General features: G+C 71.5%; 20 protein-coding genes. 7 read left to right on the top strand and 13 right to left on the bottom strand.

Features of this window, described 5'->3' with window-relative positions; all coding sequences use genetic code 11:
- Positions 1-9 precede the first annotated feature (9 nt).
- From DVH02_RS04460 to DVH02_RS04450, 3 genes are all read right to left on the bottom strand, one after another.
- The gene (locus tag DVH02_RS04460) at positions 10-1,179 is read right to left on the bottom strand and encodes a hypothetical protein (protein WP_114622353.1); all 1,170 of its coding nucleotides are present in this window, start codon (positions 1,177-1,179) and stop codon (positions 10-12) included.
- A 737-nt stretch (positions 1,180-1,916) separates the two neighbouring features.
- Positions 1,917-2,177, bottom strand: a complete 261-nt coding sequence (locus DVH02_RS04455) for a hypothetical protein (RefSeq protein WP_114622352.1) — start codon at positions 2,175-2,177, stop codon at positions 1,917-1,919.
- Positions 2,178-2,382: 205 nt separating this feature from the next.
- Positions 2,383-2,730 (bottom strand): helix-turn-helix domain-containing protein, encoded by a 348-nt coding sequence (locus tag DVH02_RS04450; protein ID WP_114622374.1) that lies wholly within the window; start codon positions 2,728-2,730, stop codon positions 2,383-2,385.
- 224 nt (positions 2,731-2,954) lie between these two features.
- Here DVH02_RS04450 and DVH02_RS04445 point away from each other — a divergent pair, with 224 nt between their 5' ends.
- On the top strand, positions 2,955-3,896 hold the full coding sequence (locus tag DVH02_RS04445; RefSeq protein ID WP_114622351.1) for a TIGR01777 family oxidoreductase: 942 nt from the start codon (positions 2,955-2,957) through the stop codon (positions 3,894-3,896).
- A gap of 138 nt (positions 3,897-4,034) precedes the next feature.
- On the opposite strand, the gene DVH02_RS04440 is transcribed toward DVH02_RS04445, so the two are convergent.
- Entirely contained in the window at positions 4,035-5,501 is a 1,467-nt protein-coding gene (locus tag DVH02_RS04440; protein WP_114622350.1) for a multidrug effflux MFS transporter, read from the bottom strand.
- Between the two features lie 82 nt (positions 5,502-5,583).
- On the opposite strand from DVH02_RS04440, the gene DVH02_RS04435 reads away from it, so the two are divergent.
- A complete protein-coding gene (locus DVH02_RS04435; protein ID WP_114622349.1) occupies positions 5,584-6,603 on the top strand; it encodes a Gfo/Idh/MocA family protein in 1,020 nt (339 codons plus the stop codon).
- 104 nt (positions 6,604-6,707) lie between these two features.
- On the top strand, positions 6,708-7,523 hold the full coding sequence (locus DVH02_RS04430) for an SDR family oxidoreductase (protein WP_407697588.1): 816 nt from the start codon (positions 6,708-6,710) through the stop codon (positions 7,521-7,523).
- A gap of 78 nt (positions 7,524-7,601) precedes the next feature.
- On the opposite strand, the gene DVH02_RS04425 is transcribed toward DVH02_RS04430, so the two are convergent.
- Positions 7,602-8,090 (bottom strand): FBP domain-containing protein, encoded by a 489-nt coding sequence (locus DVH02_RS04425; protein WP_114622347.1) that lies wholly within the window; start codon positions 8,088-8,090, stop codon positions 7,602-7,604.
- A gap of 71 nt (positions 8,091-8,161) precedes the next feature.
- Between DVH02_RS04425 and DVH02_RS04420 the strand changes: the two genes are divergently transcribed.
- From DVH02_RS04420 to DVH02_RS04400, 4 genes are all read left to right on the top strand, one after another.
- The gene (locus tag DVH02_RS04420) at positions 8,162-8,743 is read left to right on the top strand and encodes a TetR/AcrR family transcriptional regulator (RefSeq protein ID WP_114622346.1); all 582 of its coding nucleotides are present in this window, start codon (positions 8,162-8,164) and stop codon (positions 8,741-8,743) included.
- A 174-nt stretch (positions 8,744-8,917) separates the two neighbouring features.
- Positions 8,918-10,120, top strand: a complete 1,203-nt coding sequence (locus tag DVH02_RS04410) for a GDSL-type esterase/lipase family protein (protein ID WP_114622345.1) — start codon at positions 8,918-8,920, stop codon at positions 10,118-10,120.
- A gap of 150 nt (positions 10,121-10,270) precedes the next feature.
- Positions 10,271-10,663: a hypothetical protein gene (locus tag DVH02_RS04405; protein ID WP_147285996.1), complete on the top strand. Its 393-nt coding sequence runs from the start codon at positions 10,271-10,273 to the stop codon at positions 10,661-10,663.
- Between the two features lie 47 nt (positions 10,664-10,710).
- A complete protein-coding gene (locus tag DVH02_RS04400; RefSeq protein WP_233518034.1) occupies positions 10,711-12,072 on the top strand; it encodes a M23 family metallopeptidase in 1,362 nt (453 codons plus the stop codon).
- Positions 12,073-12,150: 78 nt separating this feature from the next.
- Here DVH02_RS04400 and DVH02_RS04395 read toward each other — a convergent pair whose 3' ends face one another.
- From DVH02_RS04395 to DVH02_RS35045, 8 genes are all read right to left on the bottom strand, one after another.
- Complete coding sequence (locus DVH02_RS04395) at positions 12,151-13,572, bottom strand: NADase-type glycan-binding domain-containing protein (RefSeq protein WP_114622342.1); 1,422 nt, start codon at positions 13,570-13,572, stop codon at positions 12,151-12,153.
- Positions 13,569-14,168, bottom strand: coding sequence for a phage tail protein (locus DVH02_RS04390; protein WP_114622373.1), 600 nt, complete (start codon positions 14,166-14,168; stop codon positions 13,569-13,571). Before DVH02_RS04390 ends, DVH02_RS04395 begins: the two co-directional genes overlap by 4 nt.
- Positions 14,169-14,272: 104 nt before the next feature.
- The gene (locus DVH02_RS04385; protein ID WP_114622341.1) at positions 14,273-16,231 is read right to left on the bottom strand and encodes a putative baseplate assembly protein; all 1,959 of its coding nucleotides are present in this window, start codon (positions 16,229-16,231) and stop codon (positions 14,273-14,275) included.
- The gene (locus DVH02_RS04380; RefSeq protein ID WP_114622340.1) at positions 16,231-16,674 is read right to left on the bottom strand and encodes a GPW/gp25 family protein; all 444 of its coding nucleotides are present in this window, start codon (positions 16,672-16,674) and stop codon (positions 16,231-16,233) included. Before DVH02_RS04380 ends, DVH02_RS04385 begins: the two co-directional genes overlap by 1 nt.
- Positions 16,674-18,572, bottom strand: coding sequence for a VgrG-related protein (locus tag DVH02_RS04375; RefSeq protein WP_114622339.1), 1,899 nt, complete (start codon positions 18,570-18,572; stop codon positions 16,674-16,676). Before DVH02_RS04375 ends, DVH02_RS04380 begins: the two co-directional genes overlap by 1 nt.
- Positions 18,572-19,294 carry a CIS tube protein gene (locus DVH02_RS04370; RefSeq protein ID WP_114622338.1) on the bottom strand — a complete coding sequence of 241 codons (723 nt, stop codon included), beginning with the start codon at positions 19,292-19,294 and terminating at the stop codon, positions 18,572-18,574. Before DVH02_RS04370 ends, DVH02_RS04375 begins: the two co-directional genes overlap by 1 nt.
- A 3-nt stretch (positions 19,295-19,297) precedes the next feature.
- A complete protein-coding gene (locus DVH02_RS04365; RefSeq protein WP_114622337.1) occupies positions 19,298-19,735 on the bottom strand; it encodes a phage tail protein in 438 nt (145 codons plus the stop codon).
- Positions 19,736-19,930: 195 nt separating this feature from the next.
- Positions 19,931-20,080, bottom strand: coding sequence for a hypothetical protein (locus tag DVH02_RS35045; RefSeq protein WP_158575839.1), 150 nt, complete (start codon positions 20,078-20,080; stop codon positions 19,931-19,933).
- Positions 20,081-20,132: the final 52 nt, after the last annotated feature.

Here is a 20,132-nt window from a genome sequence, read left to right as displayed (position 1 = left end):
GTTTCCCGGTCAGAACTTGCCGTAGAGGGCGGTCAGATCGGCTTCGGGGCAGGCGACCGAACCGACCAGGCAGCTGGCGTTCGCGTACTTGCGGGTGTAGACGTTGGTGACATCGCCACCGTCGTAGATGTAGATGTGGTGGTTGGGCATCAGCCGGTGCTTACCGGACCGGATGGTGTAGTTCCCGCTCGTGGTCAGGTTGATGGTGAAGGCCCCGTCGATGGCCCCCTTGACGCTGCCCAGCCCCTTGCAGAAGGGATTGGTGGCGTGCATGGTCATCCGCACGTCCACGTAACTTCCCCCGGAACCGAGCTTCTTGGCCACCATGTTCTTGCTGGAGGCGGTCTTGGTGGCGACCTTCTCGCCGGTCTTCTTCACGTAGACGCTGGTGGAGTGGACATCCTTGTTGCCCACCACCTTCTTGCCCTTCCATGTGACCGTGGCGTGCAGGGCGGTGCGGTACTTGCTCGACTTCCAGTCGAACTTGCTGCGTCCGTCACCGCCGAACTGGAATTTGCTGCCGTAGTCACAGCCCGCCGCGGGAGCGTTGACCTTCTTCTGCGGGATGAAGGTCACCCAGGAGAGTGTGGACGTCTTGGCGACGCCTGCGGCGGTTGCCCGGGAGACCGCCTGCTCACGCAGAGCCGTCAGCGACCCGGAGGCCGGGACGGACACCTTCATGCCCCACAGCCGTGTTCCCGGGGCGCCCTTCTCCGGCAGCACCGGCGCGACCTGGTAGTGGTAGTCGGCCCCCGGTGCCACGTTCGTGTCGCGGAAGGAGGTGACCCCGGCCGCCAGCCGGGCCACCTCGGCACCGTCGCGGGTGACGACGTAGCGGGCGTCCTTCGCGTACCCCTTCCACGACAGTTCCACGAAGGACTTGCCGACCGCGGCGGTTATCCCCTCGCGGGCGGAGGAACGGTCGACGACAGCGTTCTCTCCCGAAGCCGCCCGCATGACGCCGAACCCCTGCTCCGCCAGCATCCGGCCCTCGACGCTGTCCGTGCCGACGCCGGACACGTCGTCGAGCCGGCCGGAGGACAGGGCGGACAGGGAGAACGACGGACCGGCCGGGCTCGGAGTCGTGTCGGGGGCGGCGGACGCCTGGAAACCCGGCACGGCAAGGGCGAGCGGGGCCAGGGACAGCGCTGCGACCCTGACGGAACGTGAAAGCTGCATGGATCTGGCCTTTCGTCTTCTTCGATGTCACTGCTGATCCGCGGGAGCGGGCCAACCCGCTCCGTTCTGCCGGACATCTGCCGACAACGTCGCCGCCGGCCCGGCCCGCAGGCCGGTGCACGGATCGCCCCGCACCGGCGCCGGTCGCGTCCGGTCCGGTGAGAGCGGCGAGTTGGAGGAGCACGGAGCGGAAGGGCTCCGCGCGGGGCCCGTCGGTCTGCCGGACCCCCCGGCTGGAAACCCGTCACGGCCGCACCTGCCGCTGCTGGCCGGTCCGCGCGGCGTCGGCCGGTAGCGGCCGGAGCGCCCCTGCGAGCCACGCCTTCTCCGTCAGACCCCTCAGGAGAGACCGATGACCGCTCTTCCCCTTCGGCAGTGGATGTGCCAACGACTTTAGGAAGGAGGCGGGTTGCGGGTAAGTGTCTCCTTGGGCAGCGCCCTGATGGACACTGCCCTTCAGGGCAAGTTTCATCATGCGCATGACAATCAAGGGGGCGGGCGGCGGACGGCACGGAGAGCCGGAAGAGTGCGGGGCGCGCCACGCGTACCCGGGGTCGGGGAAGGCCGGACGCGTCGCGGAGTCGGGACCGAAGCCCCGCCCCGCGAGTCACCGTCGCTGCCGCAGCCGCAGTCTCGGCCGCAGGCGCAGCCTCGGTCTCGGTAGCAGAAGCAGCCGCAGCCGCAGCCGCAGTCTCGGTAGCAGTCGCAGGAGGGGCCGTGGGGGCGGACGGAGTACGTCAGACGCCCAGAACGGTGACGAGGAAGACGGGGTAGAGCACGCCCAGAGCCCCCAGGGCGAGGCCGGTGACGCACTGACCCCGGTTGAGGCGGCGGGCCAGGCCGAGGAGCGCGAAGGTGACGGCGAGGCTGCCGAACAGAAGCGGGATCGCCATCCCGACGAAGCCCGCGAACACCGCGGCGATCACGGCGACCGCGCCGAAAGTGAGCGAGGCGGGCCCGTAGAGAGTCGCGGGGCTGTCTGCGGATCCGGCGGCCATGCTGTGCTCCTCACTGTGGCGCGTCGGCCTCCCCGACACGCAGGTATGAGATCCATGCGGCTCCATCATGGCACCTCCGGCCGCGCTCCCCGGACCCGCGCTCCGACGGGCGACGTCCACGAGATCAAGCTCACGCCCCAGCGGGGAGCCCACCCGGCGGGCCGCGCCCGGCCCCCGTTTCACCGAGACCGGGCGCGGCCCTCACTCACGCGACCGACATCCTCGGAGCGCCGGGCGACAGCGCGGAGTGCCGACACGGACAGGACGGATCACCGCAGAGCACAGCGTGGGAGAGCACGGACACCACCGCGACCTGTAGCCGCGTCTCCTGCCCCAGCTTGTTCGCTATGCGGGCGATATGCGCCTTCACCGTCCGTTCCGCGATGCCCAGCTCACTCGCCAGCCGCCGGTTGCCCAGCCCCGTACCCAGCAGGAGAAGCACTTCTCTCTCCCGATCCGTCAGCGCCTTGAGTCCTCCGGCCTCGCCCACCGGGACGATTCCCGTTCGCCGGTAGGCACAGGCCGTATCCGTCACATCGGACCGTTCAGACATCCTGGTCCCCTTCTGATGCCGCTGTTCCCAGCAGAGCCCCGTGCCCCGGGTGCGGCGATCGCGCCTCAATCTAGCCTCCGCCACTGGCAGGAGCACGCCAGAATCCCGCGAACCCTCAGGCTGGCGCCCCGAAACGCCGTTCCGGTCGATCCGGCCGGCGACCCCAGGATTTGAGCGCGTTCAATTTTGGGATACGGTACGTCGCGGCGAATCGGGAGGACTGCGTGAAGATCGTGATTCCTGGGGGAACCGGGCAGGTGGGTTCGGTCCTCAAACGTGCGCTGACCGCGGCCGGGCACGAGGTCGTGGTGCTGACCAGACGGCCCGTGAGGCCCGGTGAAGTCCACTGGGACGGCAGGACCTCGGGCCCGTGGGCCGAGACGATCGACGGCAGCGATGTCGTGATCAACCTGGCCGGCCGCAGCGTGAGCTGCCGCTACACCCCCGCCAATCTCCAGGCGATGATGGAGTCGAGAGTGCTCTCCACCCGCGTCGTGGGCGAGGCGATCAACGCCGCGGCACATCCTCCGCGCGTCTGGCTCCAGATGAGCACCGCCACCATCTACGCACACCGCTTCGACGCGCCCAACGACGAGGCCACCGGGGTGATGGGCGGAGCGGAGAGCGGCGTTCCGCGCTACTGGTCCTCCAGCGTGGACATCGCGAAGGCATGGGAGCGGGAACAGGAACAGGCCGGGACTCCGCGCACCCGCAAGGTGGCCCTGCGCGCCGCCATGGTGATGAGCCCCGACCGGGGCGGCGTTTTCGACGTCCTGTCGTGGTTGGCCCGCCTCGGTCTCGGTGGCCCGGTCGCGGGCGGCGCGCAGTACGTGTCGTGGATCCACGACCACGACTTCGTCCGCGCGGTCGAGTTTCTTTCCGAGCGGGACGATGTGGCCGGGCCGGTGAACCTGGCCGCCCCCGAGCCCCTGCCGCACCGCGCGTTCATGCGCGGGCTGCGGGCCGCGTGGCGTGTGCCGGTGGGCCTGCCCGCGATGCGCTGGATGACGGAAGTGGGCGCCTTCGCGCTGCGCTCGGACACCGAACTGCTGCTGAAGAGCAGGCGTGTTGTGCCCGGCCGGTTGCTCGAAGAGGGCTTCACCTTCGCCTACCCGAGGTGGCCGGAGGCGGCCCACGAGCTGGCGCGACGGCGGCGGGGCGCCTGAGCCCCGTCCGGTCGGCCGGGTCTGACCGGCCCGCGGGTATCGCGGAGGTCTCCTGCCGGGACGTGCGGATTCCGGCCGCGTACGGCGGAGCCCCGTCACCTGTGTGACGGGGCTCGGGTGCGCGGTGTGCCGGGTGGCTCAGCCGACCGGGCGCCGCTCCATCGGGCGCTGCGGCTGCCACGGCCGTACGAGGCCGAGGAAGCAGCCCAGCGCGCCGAGCGCGGACACCAGTTGGACGACGGCCATGGGCACCGCGGTGTGCTCGCCCGCGATCCCGACGAGCGGCGAGGCGATGGCCCCGATCAGGAACGACGCCGTACCGATGAGGGCCGAGGCCGAGCCCGCCGCGTGCGGGGTGCGCATCAGCGCCGACGCGTTGGTGTTGGGCATCGCCAGGCCCATCGCCGACATCAGCACGAACAGCGCGGCGGCCACCGGGAAGAGGCCGACGGAGCCGAAGACTCCGCTGGTCATCAGCAGCAGCGCCAGCGCGGCGAGCGCGATGACGGCCAGCCCGAAGAACAGCACGCGGTCCATGGCGACCCGGCCGACGAGGATCTTGCCGTTGATCTGGCCGACGGCGATCAGCCCGATGGAGTTGACGCCGAAGAGCAGGCTGAAGGTCTGCGGCGACGCTCCGTAGATCTCCTGCACGACGAACGGCGATGCCGAGATGTACGCGAACAGCGCGGCGAAGGCGAGCCCGCCCGCCAGCATGTATCCGGTGAAGATCCGGTCGGCGACCAGCCCGCGCATGGTGCGCAGCGCATGGCCGACGCCGCCGCTGTGGCGCCGCTCCGGCGGCAGGGTCTCGTGCAGCCACTTCCAGACGACGAAGGTCAGCGCGATACCGATGACGGTGAGGACGAGGAAGATGCCGCGCCAGTCGGTGACGCGCAGGACCTGTCCGCCGATCACGGGCGCGATGACCGGCGCGACGCCGGAAATCAGCATCAGGGTGGAGAAGAAGCGGGCCATCTCCACGCCGTCGTAGAGATCACGGACCACCGCGCGGGCGATGACGATACCGGCCGCGCCCGCGAGGCCCTGGAGGAGCCGGAACGCGATGAGCAGTTCCGCGGTGGGGGCCAGCGCGCAGATGGCGGTGGCGAAGATGTAGACGAACATGCCGAACAGCAGCGGCCTGCGCCGCCCCCACCGGTCGCTCATCGGCCCGACGACGATCTGGCCGAGTGCCATGCCGGCGAGGCAGGCGGTGAGGGTGATCTGGACGGTCGCGGCCGGTGAGTTCAGCGAGCGGGTGACCTCGGGCAGGGCCGGGAGGTACATGTCCATCGAGAGCGGGGGCAGTGCGGTGAGCCCGCCCAGGACGAGGGTGACGAGCAGACCGGCGCGGCGCGCGGCGGTGGGGGCCGGGGCGGTCGCGGCCGGGGTCGCGGCGGTGGTGGTGGCCGCCGGGGCGGTGGTGGTGGCCGCTGTGGACGGCGAGGGGCCGGTCTGCTGCCCGGCCTGCTGCTGGTTCGGTACGGGTGACTGGTTCGGATTCGGGGGGTCCGCCGGACGGCGCTGTCCTGGCTTCCGCCCCGTCTCTATCTGTGCTCCGCGTGGTGCGTGTCCTTCGGTGGTTCGGCCGCCGTCCGGCATCCATATCTCCATGAGTCGTTGAATCCGCACCTATGCTCTCAGCTCAGCCGGACACGTCCAGACCATTTCCGATGGAGGAGCCATGACGGTGAAGCGGACAGCGGGGCGAGTGGCCGGAGACGGTCCCGTGCGCTGGGGGGTGCTGGCGACGGGCGGAATAGCCGAGCGGTTCACGGCCGATGTACGGGAGCTGCCGGACGCGGAGATCGTGGCGGTGGCCTCGCGGAGCGAGGCGTCCGCGAAGGAGTTCGCGGAACGGTTCGGGATCCCGCGCGCGTACGGGGAGTGGGCCGGGCTCATGGCCGACGAGGAGGTGGACGTCGTGTACGTGGCGACTCCGCACTCCGCGCACCGGGCCGCCGCCGGGCTGGCGCTCGCGGCCGGGAAGCCGGTGCTCTGCGAGAAGGCGTTCACGCTCAACGCGCGGGAGGCCGGGGAGCTGGTGGCGCTGGCGCGGGAGCGGGACCTGTTCCTGATGGAGGCCATGTGGATGTACTGCAACCCGGTCGTGCTGCGGCTGGCGGAGCTGGTGCGGGACGGGGCGATCGGTGAGATCCGTACCGTTCAGGCGGACTTCGGCCTCCAGGGCCCCTTCGACGCCGGGCACCGGCTGCGCGACCCGGCCCTGGGCGGCGGCGCCGTACTGGACCTCGGCGTCTATCCGGTCTCCTTCGCCCACCTGCTGCTGGGCGAGCCGGACCGCGTACAGGCCGAGGCGCTGCTGTCGCCGGAGGGCGTCGACCTGAACACCGGCATGCTGCTGGGCTGGGACTCCGGCGCGACCGCGCTGCTGACCTGCTCGGTGACGGCGGGCACCCCGGTGACGGCGACCGTGACGGGCACGAAGGGCCGGATCGACGTCCCGTCGGGGTTCTTCGGCACGGAGCGCTTCGTACTGCGCCGGGAGGGCGCCGAGCCCGAGGAGTACACGGCGGACGGCGGTCTGCGGGGGCTCCAGTACGAGGCGGCCGAGGTGATGCGCTGTCTGCGGGCCGGGGAGACGGAGTCCGCGCTCGTGCCGCTGGAGGGGACGCTCGCGGTGATGCGGACGCTCGACGCGGTGCGCGAGCGCGTCGGGGTGCGGTACCCGGTGGACGGCTGACCGGGCCTGCCACGCCGGGCCTGTCGCGCCGGGCGTCGGCCGCGCCGGGCCTGTCGCGCCGCGTCTGTCGCGCCGGGCCGTCGCTGCCCGTACGCTGCGGGGCCATGAACGCCATGCGGAAGATCGATTCCACCGACCAGGAACGCCGTCCCGCGCCGGGAGTCGCGCTGGTGACCGGCGCGGGCTCGGGCATCGGCCGCGCCGTCGCCCTGGCCCTGACCGGCGCGGGCTGGACGGTGGTCCTGGCCGGGCGGAGCCCGGGGACGCTCGACGAGACGGCGGCACGGGCGGCTGCGGACGGCGCCCCCGGTACGGCGGCGGCGCCGCTGCCCGTACCGACCGACGTGTCCGACCCGCAGGCGGTGGACGCCCTGTTCGCGGCGGTGCGCGAGCGCTACGGCCGCCTCGACCTGCTCTTCAACAACGCGGGCACCTTCGGACCCGGCGGCGTCCCCCTGGAGGAACTGCCGTACGCGGCCTGGCGCAAGGTCCTGGAAACCAACCTGACGGGCAGCTTCCTGTGCGCCCAGGCCGCGTTCCGGCTGATGAAGGAGCAGGACCCGCAGGGCGGCCGCATCATCAACAACGGCTCCATCTCGGCGCACGCCCCCCGCCCCGACTCCGTCGCCTACACCACCACCAAGCACGGCATGACCGGCCTCACCAAATCCCTCTCCCTGGACGGCCGCCCGTACCGCATCGCCTGCGGTCAGATCGACATCGGCAACGCCTCCACCGACATGACCGGGCAGATGGCGCGCGGGGTGCCGCAGGCGAACGGGGAGCGGATGGCGGAGCCGGTCATGGACGTCGCGGACGTGGCCAGGACCGTACTGCACATGGCGGAGCTGCCGCTGGAGGCGAACATTCAGTTCGCGACGGTGATGGCCACGGGGATGCCGTACATCGGCCGAGGCTGAGGCCGGGGCCGGGCCGGGGGCTGGGACTGGGGTCGGGGCTCTGGAGCGAGACAGCTCAGATCACGCGGGTCACGCGGGTCACGCGGTCACCTTGTCGACGAACGCGGCGACGTTCGTCATCGTCCGCGCGATCTTCTCCTCCAGGGTGAGCGACTCGTGCAGCCGCGCGCCGGGGCCCGCGGCCTTCTTGCCGCGCACGTACAGCGAACAGGCCAGGTCGCCGCAGATGTAGGCGCCGACCGAGTTGCCCTGCTGCCCGGCCTTCCCCGCCTTCGGCGCGACCATCAGGGAGACGCCGCCGGGGTGAGTGGTCAGACACATCGAGCACATGCCGCTCCGCGCCCCCGAGGCCGCGGAGCCCGCGCGCAGCGCGAGGCCGCGCGGCCTGCCGTCCAGGACGGCGACGAGGTAGGCCCGGCCGGGGGACTGCGGATCCCGCCAGCCCAGGTAGTCCAGGTCGTCCCACGGCTGGTCGGCCAGGTCGCGCGGGACGGCCAGCCGCTTGGCCGCGCCCTTCGTGCAGTTCACGAACGCGGCACGAATCTCTCGTTCACTCAACGGGTTCATACAGGGCACGCTAATTTGCCTAAAGGTCTTAGGCAAATTAATAATCGGTTCTGTCGAAAGAGGTGACGGTTATGGCATATGCAGGACTGACCACGGAACGGCTGACCCTGGCGGGGGCGGAGCTGGCCGACGAGGTCGGCTTCGACCAGGTGACGGTCTCGGAGCTGGCCAGACGCTTCGATGTGAAGGTCGCGAGCCTCTACTCACATCTGAAGAACTCCCAGGACCTCAAGACGAGGATCGCGCTGCTCGCCCTGGAGGAACTCGCCGACCGGGGCGCCGCCGCGCTGGCCGGGCGGGCCGCCAAGGACGCCCTGACCGCCTTCGCCAACGTCTACCGCGACTACGCCCGCGAGCATCCGGGCCGCTACGCCGCGGCTCAGCTCCGGCTCGATCCGCAGACGGCGGCGGCCGGCGCCGGTCGCAGGCACTCGCAGATGACGCGGGCGATCCTGCGCGGTTACGACCTGGCGGAGCCCGACCAGACGCACGCCGTCCGGCTGCTGGGCAGCGTCTTCCACGGGTACGCCAGCCTGGAGGCGCAGGGAGGGTTCAGCCACAGCGCGCCGGACTCGGAGGTGTCGTGGTCCAGGATCCTGGACGCTCTCGACGCCCTGCTGCGGAACTGGCCCGACCCCGAGCCCGGGGCCTGAGCCGGGGCCTGAGCCCGGAGCCCGAGCCCGGAGCCCGAGCCCGGAGCCCGAGCCCGGCCCCTGAGCCCGGCCCCTGAGCGAGGTGCCGCCCGCCCCCGCCCCCTCTCGCGCCCGTCCGAACAATCGAACACCTGAACACCTGAACACCCGAACACCGACGAACAGGCCAGGACCATGCACTCCTCCCCGCCCGACTGGATCACCACACCCCTCACAGAAGACCTCCTGCGCGGTGCCCTCGACCTCGAACACACCGCACACGGTGTCCTGCCGCACCGGCTGCCCGCGCGCGCCCGCGCCCAGTGCGCCGACCCGCAGCTCGCCATGGCGGAGTCACAGCCCTCCGGCGTACGGCTGGTCTTCCGGACCCGGGCCGGTGCCGTCGAACTCGACACGCTGCCCACCAAGCGGGTCTACGCGGGTGCCCCGCCCCGCCCGGACGGGGTGTACGACCTGCTCGTCGACGGCCGGCTGACGGACCAGGCACGTGTGCGCGGCGGCAACACCGTGACCATCGACATGGCCGCCGGCACCGCCGAGAGCAGGCCGGGACCGGTCGGCACCCTGCGCTTCACCGGTCTGCCGGAAGGCGTCAAGGACGTCGAGATCTGGCTGCCGCACAACGAGACCACCGAACTCGTCGCCCTGCGCACCGACGCCCCCGTCGAGCCCGTACCGGACCGGGGCCGCAAGGTCTGGCTGCACCACGGCAGTTCGATCAGCCACGGCTCGGACGCGGCTTCCCCCACCACCACCTGGCCCGCGCTCGCCGCCGCGCTCGGCGGCGTCGAGCTGATCAACCTGGGGCTGGGCGGCAGCGCCCTCCTCGACCCGTTCACCGCCCGCGCGCTGCGGGACACCCCCGCCGACCTGATCAGCGTCAAGATCGGCATCAATCTGATCAACTCCGATCTGATGCGGCTGCGCGCCTTCGGCCCGGCCGTGCACGGCTTCCTCGACACCATCCGCGAGGGCCACCCCACCACACCGCTGCTGGTCGTCTCGCCCATCCTGTGCCCCATCCACGAGGACACACCGGGACCCAGCGCCCCGGACCTCACCGCTCTGAGCGCCGGACGGCTGAGCTTCCGGGCAACGGGTGACCCGGCGGAGCGCGCGAGCGGCAAGCTGACCCTGGGCGTCATCCGGGACGAGCTGGCCCGCATCGTGCGGGAGCGGGCGGCCGAGGACCCGAACCTCCACCACCTGGACGGCCGGGAACTCTACGGTCAGGCCGACTCCGCCGAACTCCCCCTCCCCGATCAGCTCCACCCGGACGCCGCCACCCACCGCCGCATCGGCGAGCGCTTCGCCGCGCGGGCCTTCGCCGCCGACGGCCCCCTCGGAACTCCCCCGCGACCGGCAGTGTGCGGGTAAGTCCAACGACATCAACGCGCCCGGCGACACCTCCGGCCAGACCCTGGCCGGTGTCGCCGCCTCGGAGGACGTACCGGCGGCCGTACGCGGGAGGATGACCGCCGGGCGGTTCTTCGAGCGGGCAACGTCGCCCGCCACGACCAGGTGGCGGTGGTCGGCGACCAGGCGGCGCGGCTGCTCGGCATCAGCCGGGTGGAGGACGCCCCGGCGGTCTTCTCCAAGGGCCAGTCGTACACGGTCGTCGGCGTCCTCGGCGGCATGCGGCGCGAACAGCGGCTGTCCACCGCCGAGTTGCCGCCGTCCACGACGGCAGGTGACCGCCTCGGGCTGCGGAACGTCACCCACGTACTGATCAACACCTCGCTCGGCGCGGCCCAGCAGGTGGCCCGCCAGGCGCCGATCGCGCCGGCCCCCGGGCATCAGGACTCGCTCACGGTCGTGACGCCCGCCGATCTGTCCAAGCCGCATGGAACCGGTGGACGCCCTGCGCGCGCCTTCGTGACGAGTGCACGGGGCGTGCTCGGGCCTCCCCGGCGCGGATGACATAGTAAGCCTCACCGCGATGGTCGAGTAGGGGGAGTGTCGGACCTGTGAAGATCCCTCGCTGGATGGTGCCGGTCATCGCCGGAGCCGTCATCACGCCCCTGTCGATCGGGCTGGGAGCCGTCCTGCTCGGGACCTTCGACGACAGCGAGGCGGCCGACGGGAACGTCCCCGCCCCGGTGGGAACCGAGTTGAAGGCGGGCGACGTCGGTGTGCCTGTCATATACGCGAAGCTCATACGCGACGCCGCTGCCGACTGTACGGACAAGCTGCTCACCGCGCCCCTGCTGGCGGCGCAGTTGAAGCAGGCGAGCAACTTCAATCCGAGGGCCCGGTCGGTTCCGCTGGACGAGCCGGGCGGGTCGGCCGACGGATCGACGGACGGAGCGGCGGACGGATCGGCGGACGGCGAGGGCTCGTTGACGGACCCGCGGAGCAAGGACCAGCGGGCAGCGGACAACACGACGGACGGCGAGCCGGGCGGAGAGCCGGACGGGGAATCGGACGGGGAATCGGGCGGAGAGACGGGCGGAGAGACGGGCGGAGAGACGGGCGGAGAGACCGGCGGAGAGACCGCCTCCGGCGGGAGCCCCGCCTCCGAACTCCCCTCCGAGGACAGCCCGTCGGGCGCGGAGCTGCCCGACGGGACACGGACCCAGCGGCCCGTCACCCGGGGCATCGCGCAGTTCTCCGACGCCGACTGGGCGACCGAGGGCATCGACGGCAACAACGACGGCGTCGCGGACATCCTGGACCCGGCGGACGCCATACCGTCACTGGGCAAGCGGATGTGCGGTCTCCTGCGGACCGCGAAGGAGCACCCCGGCTACCGGGGCACCCCGCTGGAACTGGCCCTGGCCGGGCACCACACGGGCTGGCAGACGGTGGAGAAGTACGGCGGTGTGCCGCGCGCGAGCGGGGCGGACGGGGAGACGTACGAGTACGTCAAGGCCATCATGAAGTCCTCCCCGCAGATGGTCGTCCCGGCGGGCGGCAGTGTGTCCGGCGGCTGGACCCTGCCCGTCAAGGCACCGGCCGGCACCCCGTACCACCAGCGGGGCTCCTCCTGGTCCACCGGCCTGCACACCGGCGTCGACTTCGTGGTCCCCACCGGAACGCCGGTCGCGGCCATCGGCCCGGGGGAGGTCGTCACGGCGGGTCCCGGCGGCGACTACGGCAATCAGGTCGTCATCCGCCACGAGGACGGCATGTACAGCCAGTACGCCCATCTCTCCGAGGTGAAGGCCGTCGTCGGCCAGAGCGTCCAGGGCGGCACGCTCATCGGCTGGTCCGGCGCGACCGGCAACGTCACGGGGCCGCACCTGCACTTCGAGATGCGCACGGGGCCCGCGTTCGGTTCCGACATCTCCCCCGTCCCGTATCTGCGGGACAAGGGTCTGATCAGCTGAGAAACCCGGCCGCCTCCCCAACACGGCCTGTGGAAAGGCCGGTTGGGGAGGCGGACGGGGTCGGAGCGGCGGTGGGTCCTACGTGCCGTTCGTCGTGGCGCGGGTGAAGAACTCGATCTCGGCCATCGAGACCTGCTTGTCGGAGCCCACGTTGTAGGCCGAGCGCAGGACGAACCGTACGCTGACCACGTTCTGCGCCCGGAACTTCCGCTGCTGGGGGCCGCTGATCTGGTCCAGCGTGATCTGGCGCGTGGCCTTCTTGCCGTCGGACGTGGTGACGATCGCGTCCATCCGGCGCGGCAGCGCGGCCTCGGTGAGGTCGGACGCCTTGGTGGAGATGCCGGACGTGACGAGGATGTCCAGCAGCCGGGTGGGTTCCGCGAAACGCGCCTCGACCCACTCGCCGTTGGCGTCACCCGAGATGCCGGGGCCCCACCAGCTGTTGCTGATCTTGTCGAAGAGCAGCTTCGGCGGGTGCTTGCCGAAGGAGCGGGACGCCTCGTAGGAGTCCGGGGTGACCTGGGCCCGCTTCGAGAAGTGGTCGCGTGCCGCGTTCCACGCCGTACCCACGTTGAATGCCGCGTAGATCACCAGTCCGAGCGCGAGACCGTACCCGATCCAGCTGAAGATCCGGCCGATCCCCCGGCGCAGCCTGGGGCGTTCGCCCGCCCACGGCGTGGGGCCGTCGCCGAAGTTCCACATCCGGCGCCACCAGGGCGCGCGCGCCTCGGGGACGCCGGGGCGCTCCGCGAGGGACATGCCGCAGCGTCGGCAGAAGTGCCGGTCGGGGCGGTTGCCGACCTCGCACCAGGGGCACGGGGGGCCGGTCTCCTCGGCCGGTTCGCCCGCCGGGGACTGGACCCGGGGGCGGGCCGCGGCGGGCATGCCGGGGAGGACCGGGGCGACGTCCGGTGCCGGTGCGGCGGCGCGCTGTTCGGCGACCGGTACGAGCAGCGCCCTGGCCCGCGCGCTCGCGTCGGAGTCCGGGGTGGCGGCGGCCGGAGGAGCCGGAGCATCGGCCGGGAAGGCGGCCGGGGGAGCGGACGGCGCGGCGCGGGTCACGGGGATCGTGGGCAGCGTGTCGTCGTCCTCGTCCGGCGGCATCGGCGAATCGGCGCGTGTGTGCTCGTGGAAGGGCCCCTGGGCCGGCTCGCGCAGCGGCTCGTGGAAGGGCCCCGGAATCGGCTCGCGCAGCGGGTCCTGGGCCGGTGCGCGCACCGGATACGGGCTGCCGGAGTCGGCTGCGTCGGCTGCGTCAGCGTCAGCGTCGGCGGGCGTATCCGGGCCCGCGGCAGACGCGTCGCGCGGCCCGCCCGACGTGCGCGCACCCTGCTCCCGGGTGTCCGGGGTCCAGCTCAGTACCGCGCCGCAGCCGTCGCAGAAGGACTGCCCCGGAGTCGGCCGCGTGCCGCACTCGGCACAGTGGCGTGGCTTGTTCCCCGTGTCGCCGCCGACCTCGGAAGAAGGTGGCTTGGAGGGGGAAGCCTGCTGACTGGTCACCTGTCGGAAGTCCTTTCGGCTGCGGTCACCTGGACCGTGTAAGGCATATGGGCGGGGCGAGCTGCCGCTACGAGGCGCTCCAGCCGGTGCTCGGCGGCGGGGCCCGGCTCCGGCAGCCGTACGGTGACGTGCAGGCGCGGGCGGCCCTCGCCGGGGACCGGGCCCAGGGGCCTGGCGTCCCAGGTGGCCGCGCCGCTCTCGGTGATCTCGGGCTCCACGCCGAAGGCGAGCCGTACCGCCTCGGACAGTCCGCGCCGGGTGCCGCGGATGCGGTGCAGCCGTACGGCGGCGGTCACCGCGGCGCGCAGCGCGGCCGTCGCCTCGGTGTCCTGCGGGTGGCCGGTGGCCGGTGCGGCGAGCGGGGCCTCGGTGAGGTCCCGGTCGGCGGTTCCCTCGGTGCGCCCGGCCGCGTCGGACCCTTCGGTCTCCGCGCCCACCCAGCCGCCGAGCCAGCGGGTGAAGTCCGCGGGCGCGAGTGACGGCGTGAAGTAGGCGTCCAGGCAGTCGAGCACGTTGTGGAGCGGTGCGAGGGCCTCGTCGATGCCCGCCACGAAGCGCTGGGCGAGATCGTCGTCGGCGAACACCGCGGGCAGCATCACGCCCAGCGGGGCCGAGGAGCCGAGTCCGTCGACGGCGCCGCGCCTGCTCGCGCTCACCCCCGCGCCCACGCCCACGCCCCCGCTCGCGCCGTCGCTCGTACTCACGACGCGTCCCCTATCACCCGGACGCGGTGGTCGAACGAGAAGACCAGCGCGGGGGGTTCGAGATCGATGCGCTCCGTGGGGTCGCCGCGCTTGCCGCTGAGCGGGTCGGCGGGGTGCAGCAGCACCTCGTCCACCAGCTCGACGCCCGGCACCCGTTGCAGCACGGCGAACACCTCGCCCGCCTGCACCGGGCGGCCGAAGGGCCAGCCCGTGCCGTGCGCTCCCCCGGTCAGCGGGTCGAGGTGGCGGTACAGGGCGTCGTGCGCCTGCCGCCTGACCCGGTCGGTGTCGGTGCCGCGGAAGGCGTGCACGGTCGCGACGACGGTCACGCCCTGGTAGAACGGCGGCCCGACGGCCAGCCGGGTCCCGATCAGGCGCCGTTCGTCCAGGTACCGGGTGATGCGGCCCAACAGGTCGTCTCCCGGGACGAGTTGCTCGAAGCGCAGTCGGCCGCCCGGGTCGGACACCGCCTGCGGGACGACCAGCACCCGCACGGCGTGCGCGCCGTGCTCGTCCGGCTCGGCCGCGAGGCAGGTGATGCGGGCGGTCTCGGGCGCCGCGCGCCGGGCCAGCTCCTCGTAGTCCCGCAGGGTCACGGCACGGTCCTGGGCGCTCAGCGCGATGGGTGCCCTGAGCTTCGCCTCCTCGACGGTCTCGCCGTCGACACCGCCGCGCGCGGCCTCACGGTTGATGACGTCGGAGACGTACGGTATGGAGTCGCGCAGCACCTGGATGGCGCCCCTGGCGACGTTGCCGGCCTTTCCGCCGCCCGTACGGTAGCGGCGGGCCCGGATGGGCGCGCCCTTGGGCGCTACGGCGCCGTACTGGCGCAGTGTGCCGTCCGGTTCGCGTACGGAAGGGCCGAAGGCGATCTCGCCGGTGGTCGCGTCCAGGGTGATGTGCCGGTCGGTGGGGCCCGAGGCGGCGAAGTGGCCGACGGTCTCCCAGTCGATCCAGCCGTCGCGCTCGGCGACCTGGAGGAGCAGCGGCTCCGCGCCGCCGACGACGGGGCTGTGCGCCAGCCGCAGCCGGTGTCCCGGCAGCCCGGTGGACTCCCCCAGCGCCTCGTCCCGCACCGTCTCGGCGTGCACGACGCCGGTCGTGCCGCCGATGCTGAACGCCTCGGCGGAGCGGATGGTGGGCGAGGTGGTGTAGAAGGGCTGGTCGTGCTCCGGCTCGGTGACCCGGCAGCGCAGCCAGCCCGCCTCGCGGCGGCCGGTGCGCGAGAGCGCGTGGCCGCCGGGGACGTGCAGCACGACCTCGCCGGGGCGGTTGAGCCCGCCGGTGGTGTCGCGCTCGACGTCGCAGCCCACCCAGCCGTCGGCGGTCCACGCCTCCCAGGTCAGCGGCGGCTGCCGGGGGTCGACACCGACACCGTCCACCTGGCTGTCCAGCTCCAGGACGACCACGCACTCCGGTACGGCGGCGCTGAGTCCGAACAGCATGCGGTCGCCGGGGCGCGGGGCCTCCGTGAAGCAGTGCACGTCCTTGGACTCGGCGAGGTCCGAGGTGCGGTCGACCGCTTCCTCGTCGGCCCGCTGGACCACCAGGTACGACAACTCGCAGGGGATGACGGTGAGTTCGCGCTCGGTGGCGAAGACCACCGCGTCCTCGGTCTGGGTGCGGACCGTGGCGACCTCGGTGCCCGTCGCCAGCACGACGGGCTGCTGTTGCGGCGCCGACAGCCAGAACGTGACGTCGGCGCGCGCGGCGGACGGCGGGAAGAGGGTGATCCCGATGAGGTCCAGGAACGCGAGGTGGTTCTTCTCGGGCACCCGGTTGAGCCGGTACACGATCTGGTCGGCCATGTGGGCGACCGTCTCGACCAGGGTCACGCCCGGGTCGGAGACGTTGTGGTCGGTCCACTCGGGGGCGCGCTGCTGGATGTAGCGCTTGGCGTCGTCGACGAACTGCTGAAAGCGCCGGTCGTCGAGGTTGGGGGAGGGCAGGGCCATCAGCGGTCGCTTCCAAGGTGCTCGTCGGACATGCCGGACCCCTCGGGCCCGTCGTGGGAGGGGATCACGTAGAACGGGAAGACCAGACTGCGCGGGTTGTTGGTGCCGGTGATCGAGTAGCGGACGTCGATGAAGAGCACGCCCTGTTCCGCGCCGGCGGTCACCGTCACCTCGTCCACCTCGATGCGCGGTTCCCAGCGGTCCAGGCAGGAGTGCACCTCGTGCTGGATCCGGCCCGCGGTGGCCTCGTTGACGGGGGCGAAGACCATGTCGTGGATGGCGCAGCCGAATTCGGGCCGCATCGGCCGCTCACCGGGCGCCGTGGACAGGACGAGCCGGATGGCCTCCTCGACCTCGCGTTCCCCGCTGACCATGGCGATACCGCCGGTGGGGCTGATACGCAGCGGGAACGCCCAGCCGGAGCCGACGAACTGTTCCGCCATCAGAGACCTCCTACCGTCAGTACCGGCTTCATGTTGGACGTGAGGAGGCCGGTGGACTTGATCGTGGCCGCCTGGAGGCCGATGTTGATGGCCGCGGTGATCTGCAGGGAGACACCCGAGGTCAGCGACATGGCCGCGCCGGTCGTCATGTTGAGCGCACCGCCGGAGGTCACGGAGGTGACACCGCCCGTCTTGATGGACAGGGCGCTCGCCGCGTTGATGCTCATCGGCCCGCCGCTGCGGATCGTCAGGGAACCCACCGCGTTCAGCGAGAGATTGCCGCCCGCGTTGATGGCCACCGCACCGGAGCCTCTGATGGAGACCTTCCCCTTGCTGTCCACGACGATCTCGGTCTTCGTCCGGTCCAGGTTGATGGTGAGCCGGTTGTCGCCGGTGGAGAGCCGCACCCCGCGCTTGAGGCCGACACTCTGGTCGAGCAGGTCGATCCGGTTGTTGCTGCGGTCGGACAGCGTACGCCGGGTGACCTTGCCGCGCGTCGGATCGTACACCGGTACGTCGACGGGGTCCGGCTTGTCGACGCCGTTGTAGAGACCGCCGATGACGTACGGGTGGTCCAGGGCGCCGCGGTCGAAGGCGACCAGCACCTCGTCGTCGACGTCCGGGGAGATCATACTGCCGCCCTTGACCCCGCCGAGCTGGACGGTACGGGTCCAGTCGCTGACGTACATGTCGTCCAGCCACGGGAACTTCAGCTTGACCCTGCCCTGCCGCAGCGGGTCCTTGATGTCGGTGACCAGGGCGTTGGCGACGCTCGGCAGCCTGGCCGGGCCCGCCCCGCCGCCGCCTGAGGTGAGCCCGAACAGCGAACGCCACTGCCGCCCGCTGACGTTCAGGAACGTCTGGTAGTGCTCCTGGTCGCCGAAGGTGTGACGGGCGGCGGTGACCGTGTACTTGCCCTGGAACGGCTTGCCCACGTCCTTGAGGGTCACGGCGACGCCGGGGCGCAGCTCGGTGTTGCCGCGCGCCGTGATCTCCACCTCGGCGAAGGAGGACGTCACATCGTCCGCGAGGGCGTCGGCCGCGTGCTTGACCTCGTCCAGCTTGTCGTAGGGCGTCTCCGTCTCGACGAGTTCCGCCTTGCCGAAGGTCTTGGACACCTCGGACGGCGTCGTACCGATGGCGAAGCCCGAGTTGTCCAGCGCGGGCGCCTTGGAGACGAGGGGCTGCTTGGTGGTGACGTTCCAGCCGCGCGCCTCGACGGCGCTCACCTGGTCGGCCGAGGTGACCGCCGCGCGGCAGCGCATGATCTCCTCGCCGCCCTTCAGCAGGAGCGGGCTCTTGTCGCTCGGCAGGCTCTCCGGGGGTGCGAGGGCGGCGTGCTGCCGCTTGACGAACTGGAATCTGCCCATCGAGTTGATGGACATCACCATCTCGTTCTCGTCCGCGAGCCGCTGGACGAAGTCCCAGTCGGTGACGTTGGCCTGGCTGATGAACTCGTACTGCCCCTTGGTCCGCTGGGTCTTCCCCATCGGAATGCCGTTCTTGCGCGCCAGTTCGACGGCGATCTCGGTGGCCGTCTTGTTCTTGTACGCCGCCACCCTGCGCTGCCGCAGCATGCGGTGGCCCTTGTCGTAGCCGCGGATGACGGTGAAGGTACCGGTGCGGTCGTAGTCCGTCTCCAGCGCGGTGACCTCACCGGTGATCAGCGGTGTGCCCTTGCCGTCCGACAGGGGCGCGATGACGACGGGCACGCCGATCTCGACGCCCAGCTTGACGAGGATGTCCTTCTTCTCGTCACGGAAGGTGAGCTGGAACGCGCCGGGCACCCCCGCGCCGAAGTCGACCTGGCCGCCCACCAGTTTCTTGTCCTCGGGGGACTTGAGCTTCCGGCCGGCGATCTGCACCGTCAGGATGTTGGAGAAACCGATATCGGACATCAGGGGCCGACCTCTTCAGCGGCGGGAAGCATCAGTTCGACGCCGGGTGTCAGCACCTTGGGGTCGTCGATGTCGTTGGCCTCGGCGATCGTGCGCCACGCGGTGGCGTCCCCGTACTCCCGCCAGGCGAGCAGCTGCAGCGAGTCGCCCGCCACGACCCGGTGCACCCGGCGGGTGGTGAGCGCGCCGGAGGTGGGGTTCTGGCCGAGCGTGCTGCTCGGGATCTCGTGCAGATTCACCTGGCAGGCGGCGCGGATCGGCATCCCATTGGTGTTGAACAGGGTGTACTGCGCCTCCACGGAGCTGACGTAGGCGTTGAAGCGCGCCGTGGAGAAGGCGCCCCACTCGAAGACCACCCACGGGGTCGACGGCTGGTTCGCGGCGATGCTCGCCGTGGTCGTCTCGCAGCAGGAGAAGAGGGCTTCCACCTTCTTGCGCACGTCGTTGCTGTCCGGGTCGTCGGAGCGGTCGAGGAAGATCTCCACCGTCATCTCCCGGGGCTCGGGCCCCATGAACTCCGGGACCGCGCCGTCGCGCACCGCGGCGGTGGGCGTGGTCTTCCACTGTGCCCTGCGGGTCAGCGACAGCTGGGAGGGGTTGAAGTCGAAGTTGAACGTCTTCATGAGCGCGCCGGGGCTGGTGCTGCTGCCGATCGGCGGCTGGTGGATGGCGAGCGTCGCCCGTACCAGGCTGTCGCCGATGCCGAAGCTGGAGAGGCTCATCGGCTACGCCTCCCCCGCGTCCGTGAAGCCGTGATGGGCGATCTCCAGGACCTCGGTGGCCACGGCGGGGCTCGCCGGGTCGAAGGAGGGACCGCGCCAGCTCACCGGGAGTACGTCGATCAGCCCCCACTGGGCGACCATCGAACCGTCGGCGCGCAGCGCGGCGATCTGCCCGGTGGGCCGGGTCACCCCCGTGGTGACGGAGGAGATCCACTGCGCCACCTTCGCGGTGTCCTCGGTGAGGGGCCGGGTCAGTGTGATGTTGGAGAAGGTGACACGGGAGGGCAGTTGCCAGACGAATCCGTTGTTGCCGCCCTCCTGCCGCTGCTCGATCTCGACCTGGGAGGAGAGCCCTTCACAACCGTTGAAGTTGCCCAGGCTCTCACCGTCGATGGTGAGGTTGAAGAAGATGGTGGAGCCTGCGTCGAGTTCCTGGGGCATCGGGTGGGGCCTTCCTGCGGTTCCACGTGCGGTTGGTTCGGGGGTCCGGCCGGGTCGGGGGCCCGCGCGGATCGTGGCTTACGGGCTACGGGCTACGGGTCAACGGGCCGCGGGTGCGCGGCCCGTGAGTTCGCGGCCCGCGGATTCACGGCCGGATCGCGCGGCGTGGCGCGGGCCGCGGGCCGTCGGGCCCGGTCAATGGCGTGGGTCGCGCAGCTTGCCGATCCGCTCCCGGTCGAGCCGCAGCTCGGTACGGAGCAACCGGGTCATCGGCCCGATCAGCCGGTTGACCAGCTCGGCCATCTGGTCCTCCTTCAACTCACGCGGTTTGAACTGGCTCGTCACGGAGGGAGCGGGCCTGTCCGCACCCCCACCCCCGCTCCCTCCGTGACGAGCC

This window comes from Streptomyces corynorhini (assembly GCF_003346515.1).
GTDB classification, from domain to species: Bacteria; Actinomycetota; Actinomycetes; order Streptomycetales; family Streptomycetaceae; genus Streptomyces; species Streptomyces corynorhini.
This window is presented reverse-complemented; position numbering and strand designations above follow the sequence as displayed.

Excerpts from the sequence above, each read along its gene's own strand:
- DVH02_RS04460 (WP_114622353.1), bottom strand. The coding sequence starts at position 1,179 with ATGCAGCTTTCACGTTCCGTCAGGGTCGCAGCGCTGTCCCTGGCCCCG.
- DVH02_RS04455 (WP_114622352.1), bottom strand. The coding sequence starts at position 2,177 with ATGGCCGCCGGATCCGCAGACAGCCCCGCGACTCTCTACGGGCCCGCC.
- DVH02_RS04450 (WP_114622374.1), bottom strand. The coding sequence starts at position 2,730 with ATGTCTGAACGGTCCGATGTGACGGATACGGCCTGTGCCTACCGGCGA.
- DVH02_RS04440 (WP_114622350.1), bottom strand. The coding sequence starts at position 5,501 with ATGCCGGACGGCGGCCGAACCACCGAAGGACACGCACCACGCGGAGCA.
- DVH02_RS04435 (WP_114622349.1), top strand. The coding sequence starts at position 5,584 with ATGACGGTGAAGCGGACAGCGGGGCGAGTGGCCGGAGACGGTCCCGTG.
- DVH02_RS04430 (WP_407697588.1), top strand. The coding sequence starts at position 6,708 with ATGAACGCCATGCGGAAGATCGATTCCACCGACCAGGAACGCCGTCCC.
- DVH02_RS04425 (WP_114622347.1), bottom strand. The coding sequence starts at position 8,090 with ATGAACCCGTTGAGTGAACGAGAGATTCGTGCCGCGTTCGTGAACTGC.
- DVH02_RS04420 (WP_114622346.1), top strand. The coding sequence starts at position 8,162 with ATGGCATATGCAGGACTGACCACGGAACGGCTGACCCTGGCGGGGGCG.
- DVH02_RS04410 (WP_114622345.1), top strand. The coding sequence starts at position 8,918 with ATGCACTCCTCCCCGCCCGACTGGATCACCACACCCCTCACAGAAGAC.
- DVH02_RS04390 (WP_114622373.1), bottom strand. The coding sequence starts at position 14,168 with ATGCTGCCCGCGGTGTTCGCCGACGACGATCTCGCCCAGCGCTTCGTG.
- DVH02_RS04385 (WP_114622341.1), bottom strand. The coding sequence starts at position 16,231 with ATGGCCCTGCCCTCCCCCAACCTCGACGACCGGCGCTTTCAGCAGTTC.
- DVH02_RS04380 (WP_114622340.1), bottom strand. The coding sequence starts at position 16,674 with ATGGCGGAACAGTTCGTCGGCTCCGGCTGGGCGTTCCCGCTGCGTATC.
- DVH02_RS04375 (WP_114622339.1), bottom strand. The coding sequence starts at position 18,572 with ATGTCCGATATCGGTTTCTCCAACATCCTGACGGTGCAGATCGCCGGC.
- DVH02_RS04370 (WP_114622338.1), bottom strand. The coding sequence starts at position 19,294 with ATGAGCCTCTCCAGCTTCGGCATCGGCGACAGCCTGGTACGGGCGACG.
- DVH02_RS04365 (WP_114622337.1), bottom strand. The coding sequence starts at position 19,735 with ATGCCCCAGGAACTCGACGCAGGCTCCACCATCTTCTTCAACCTCACC.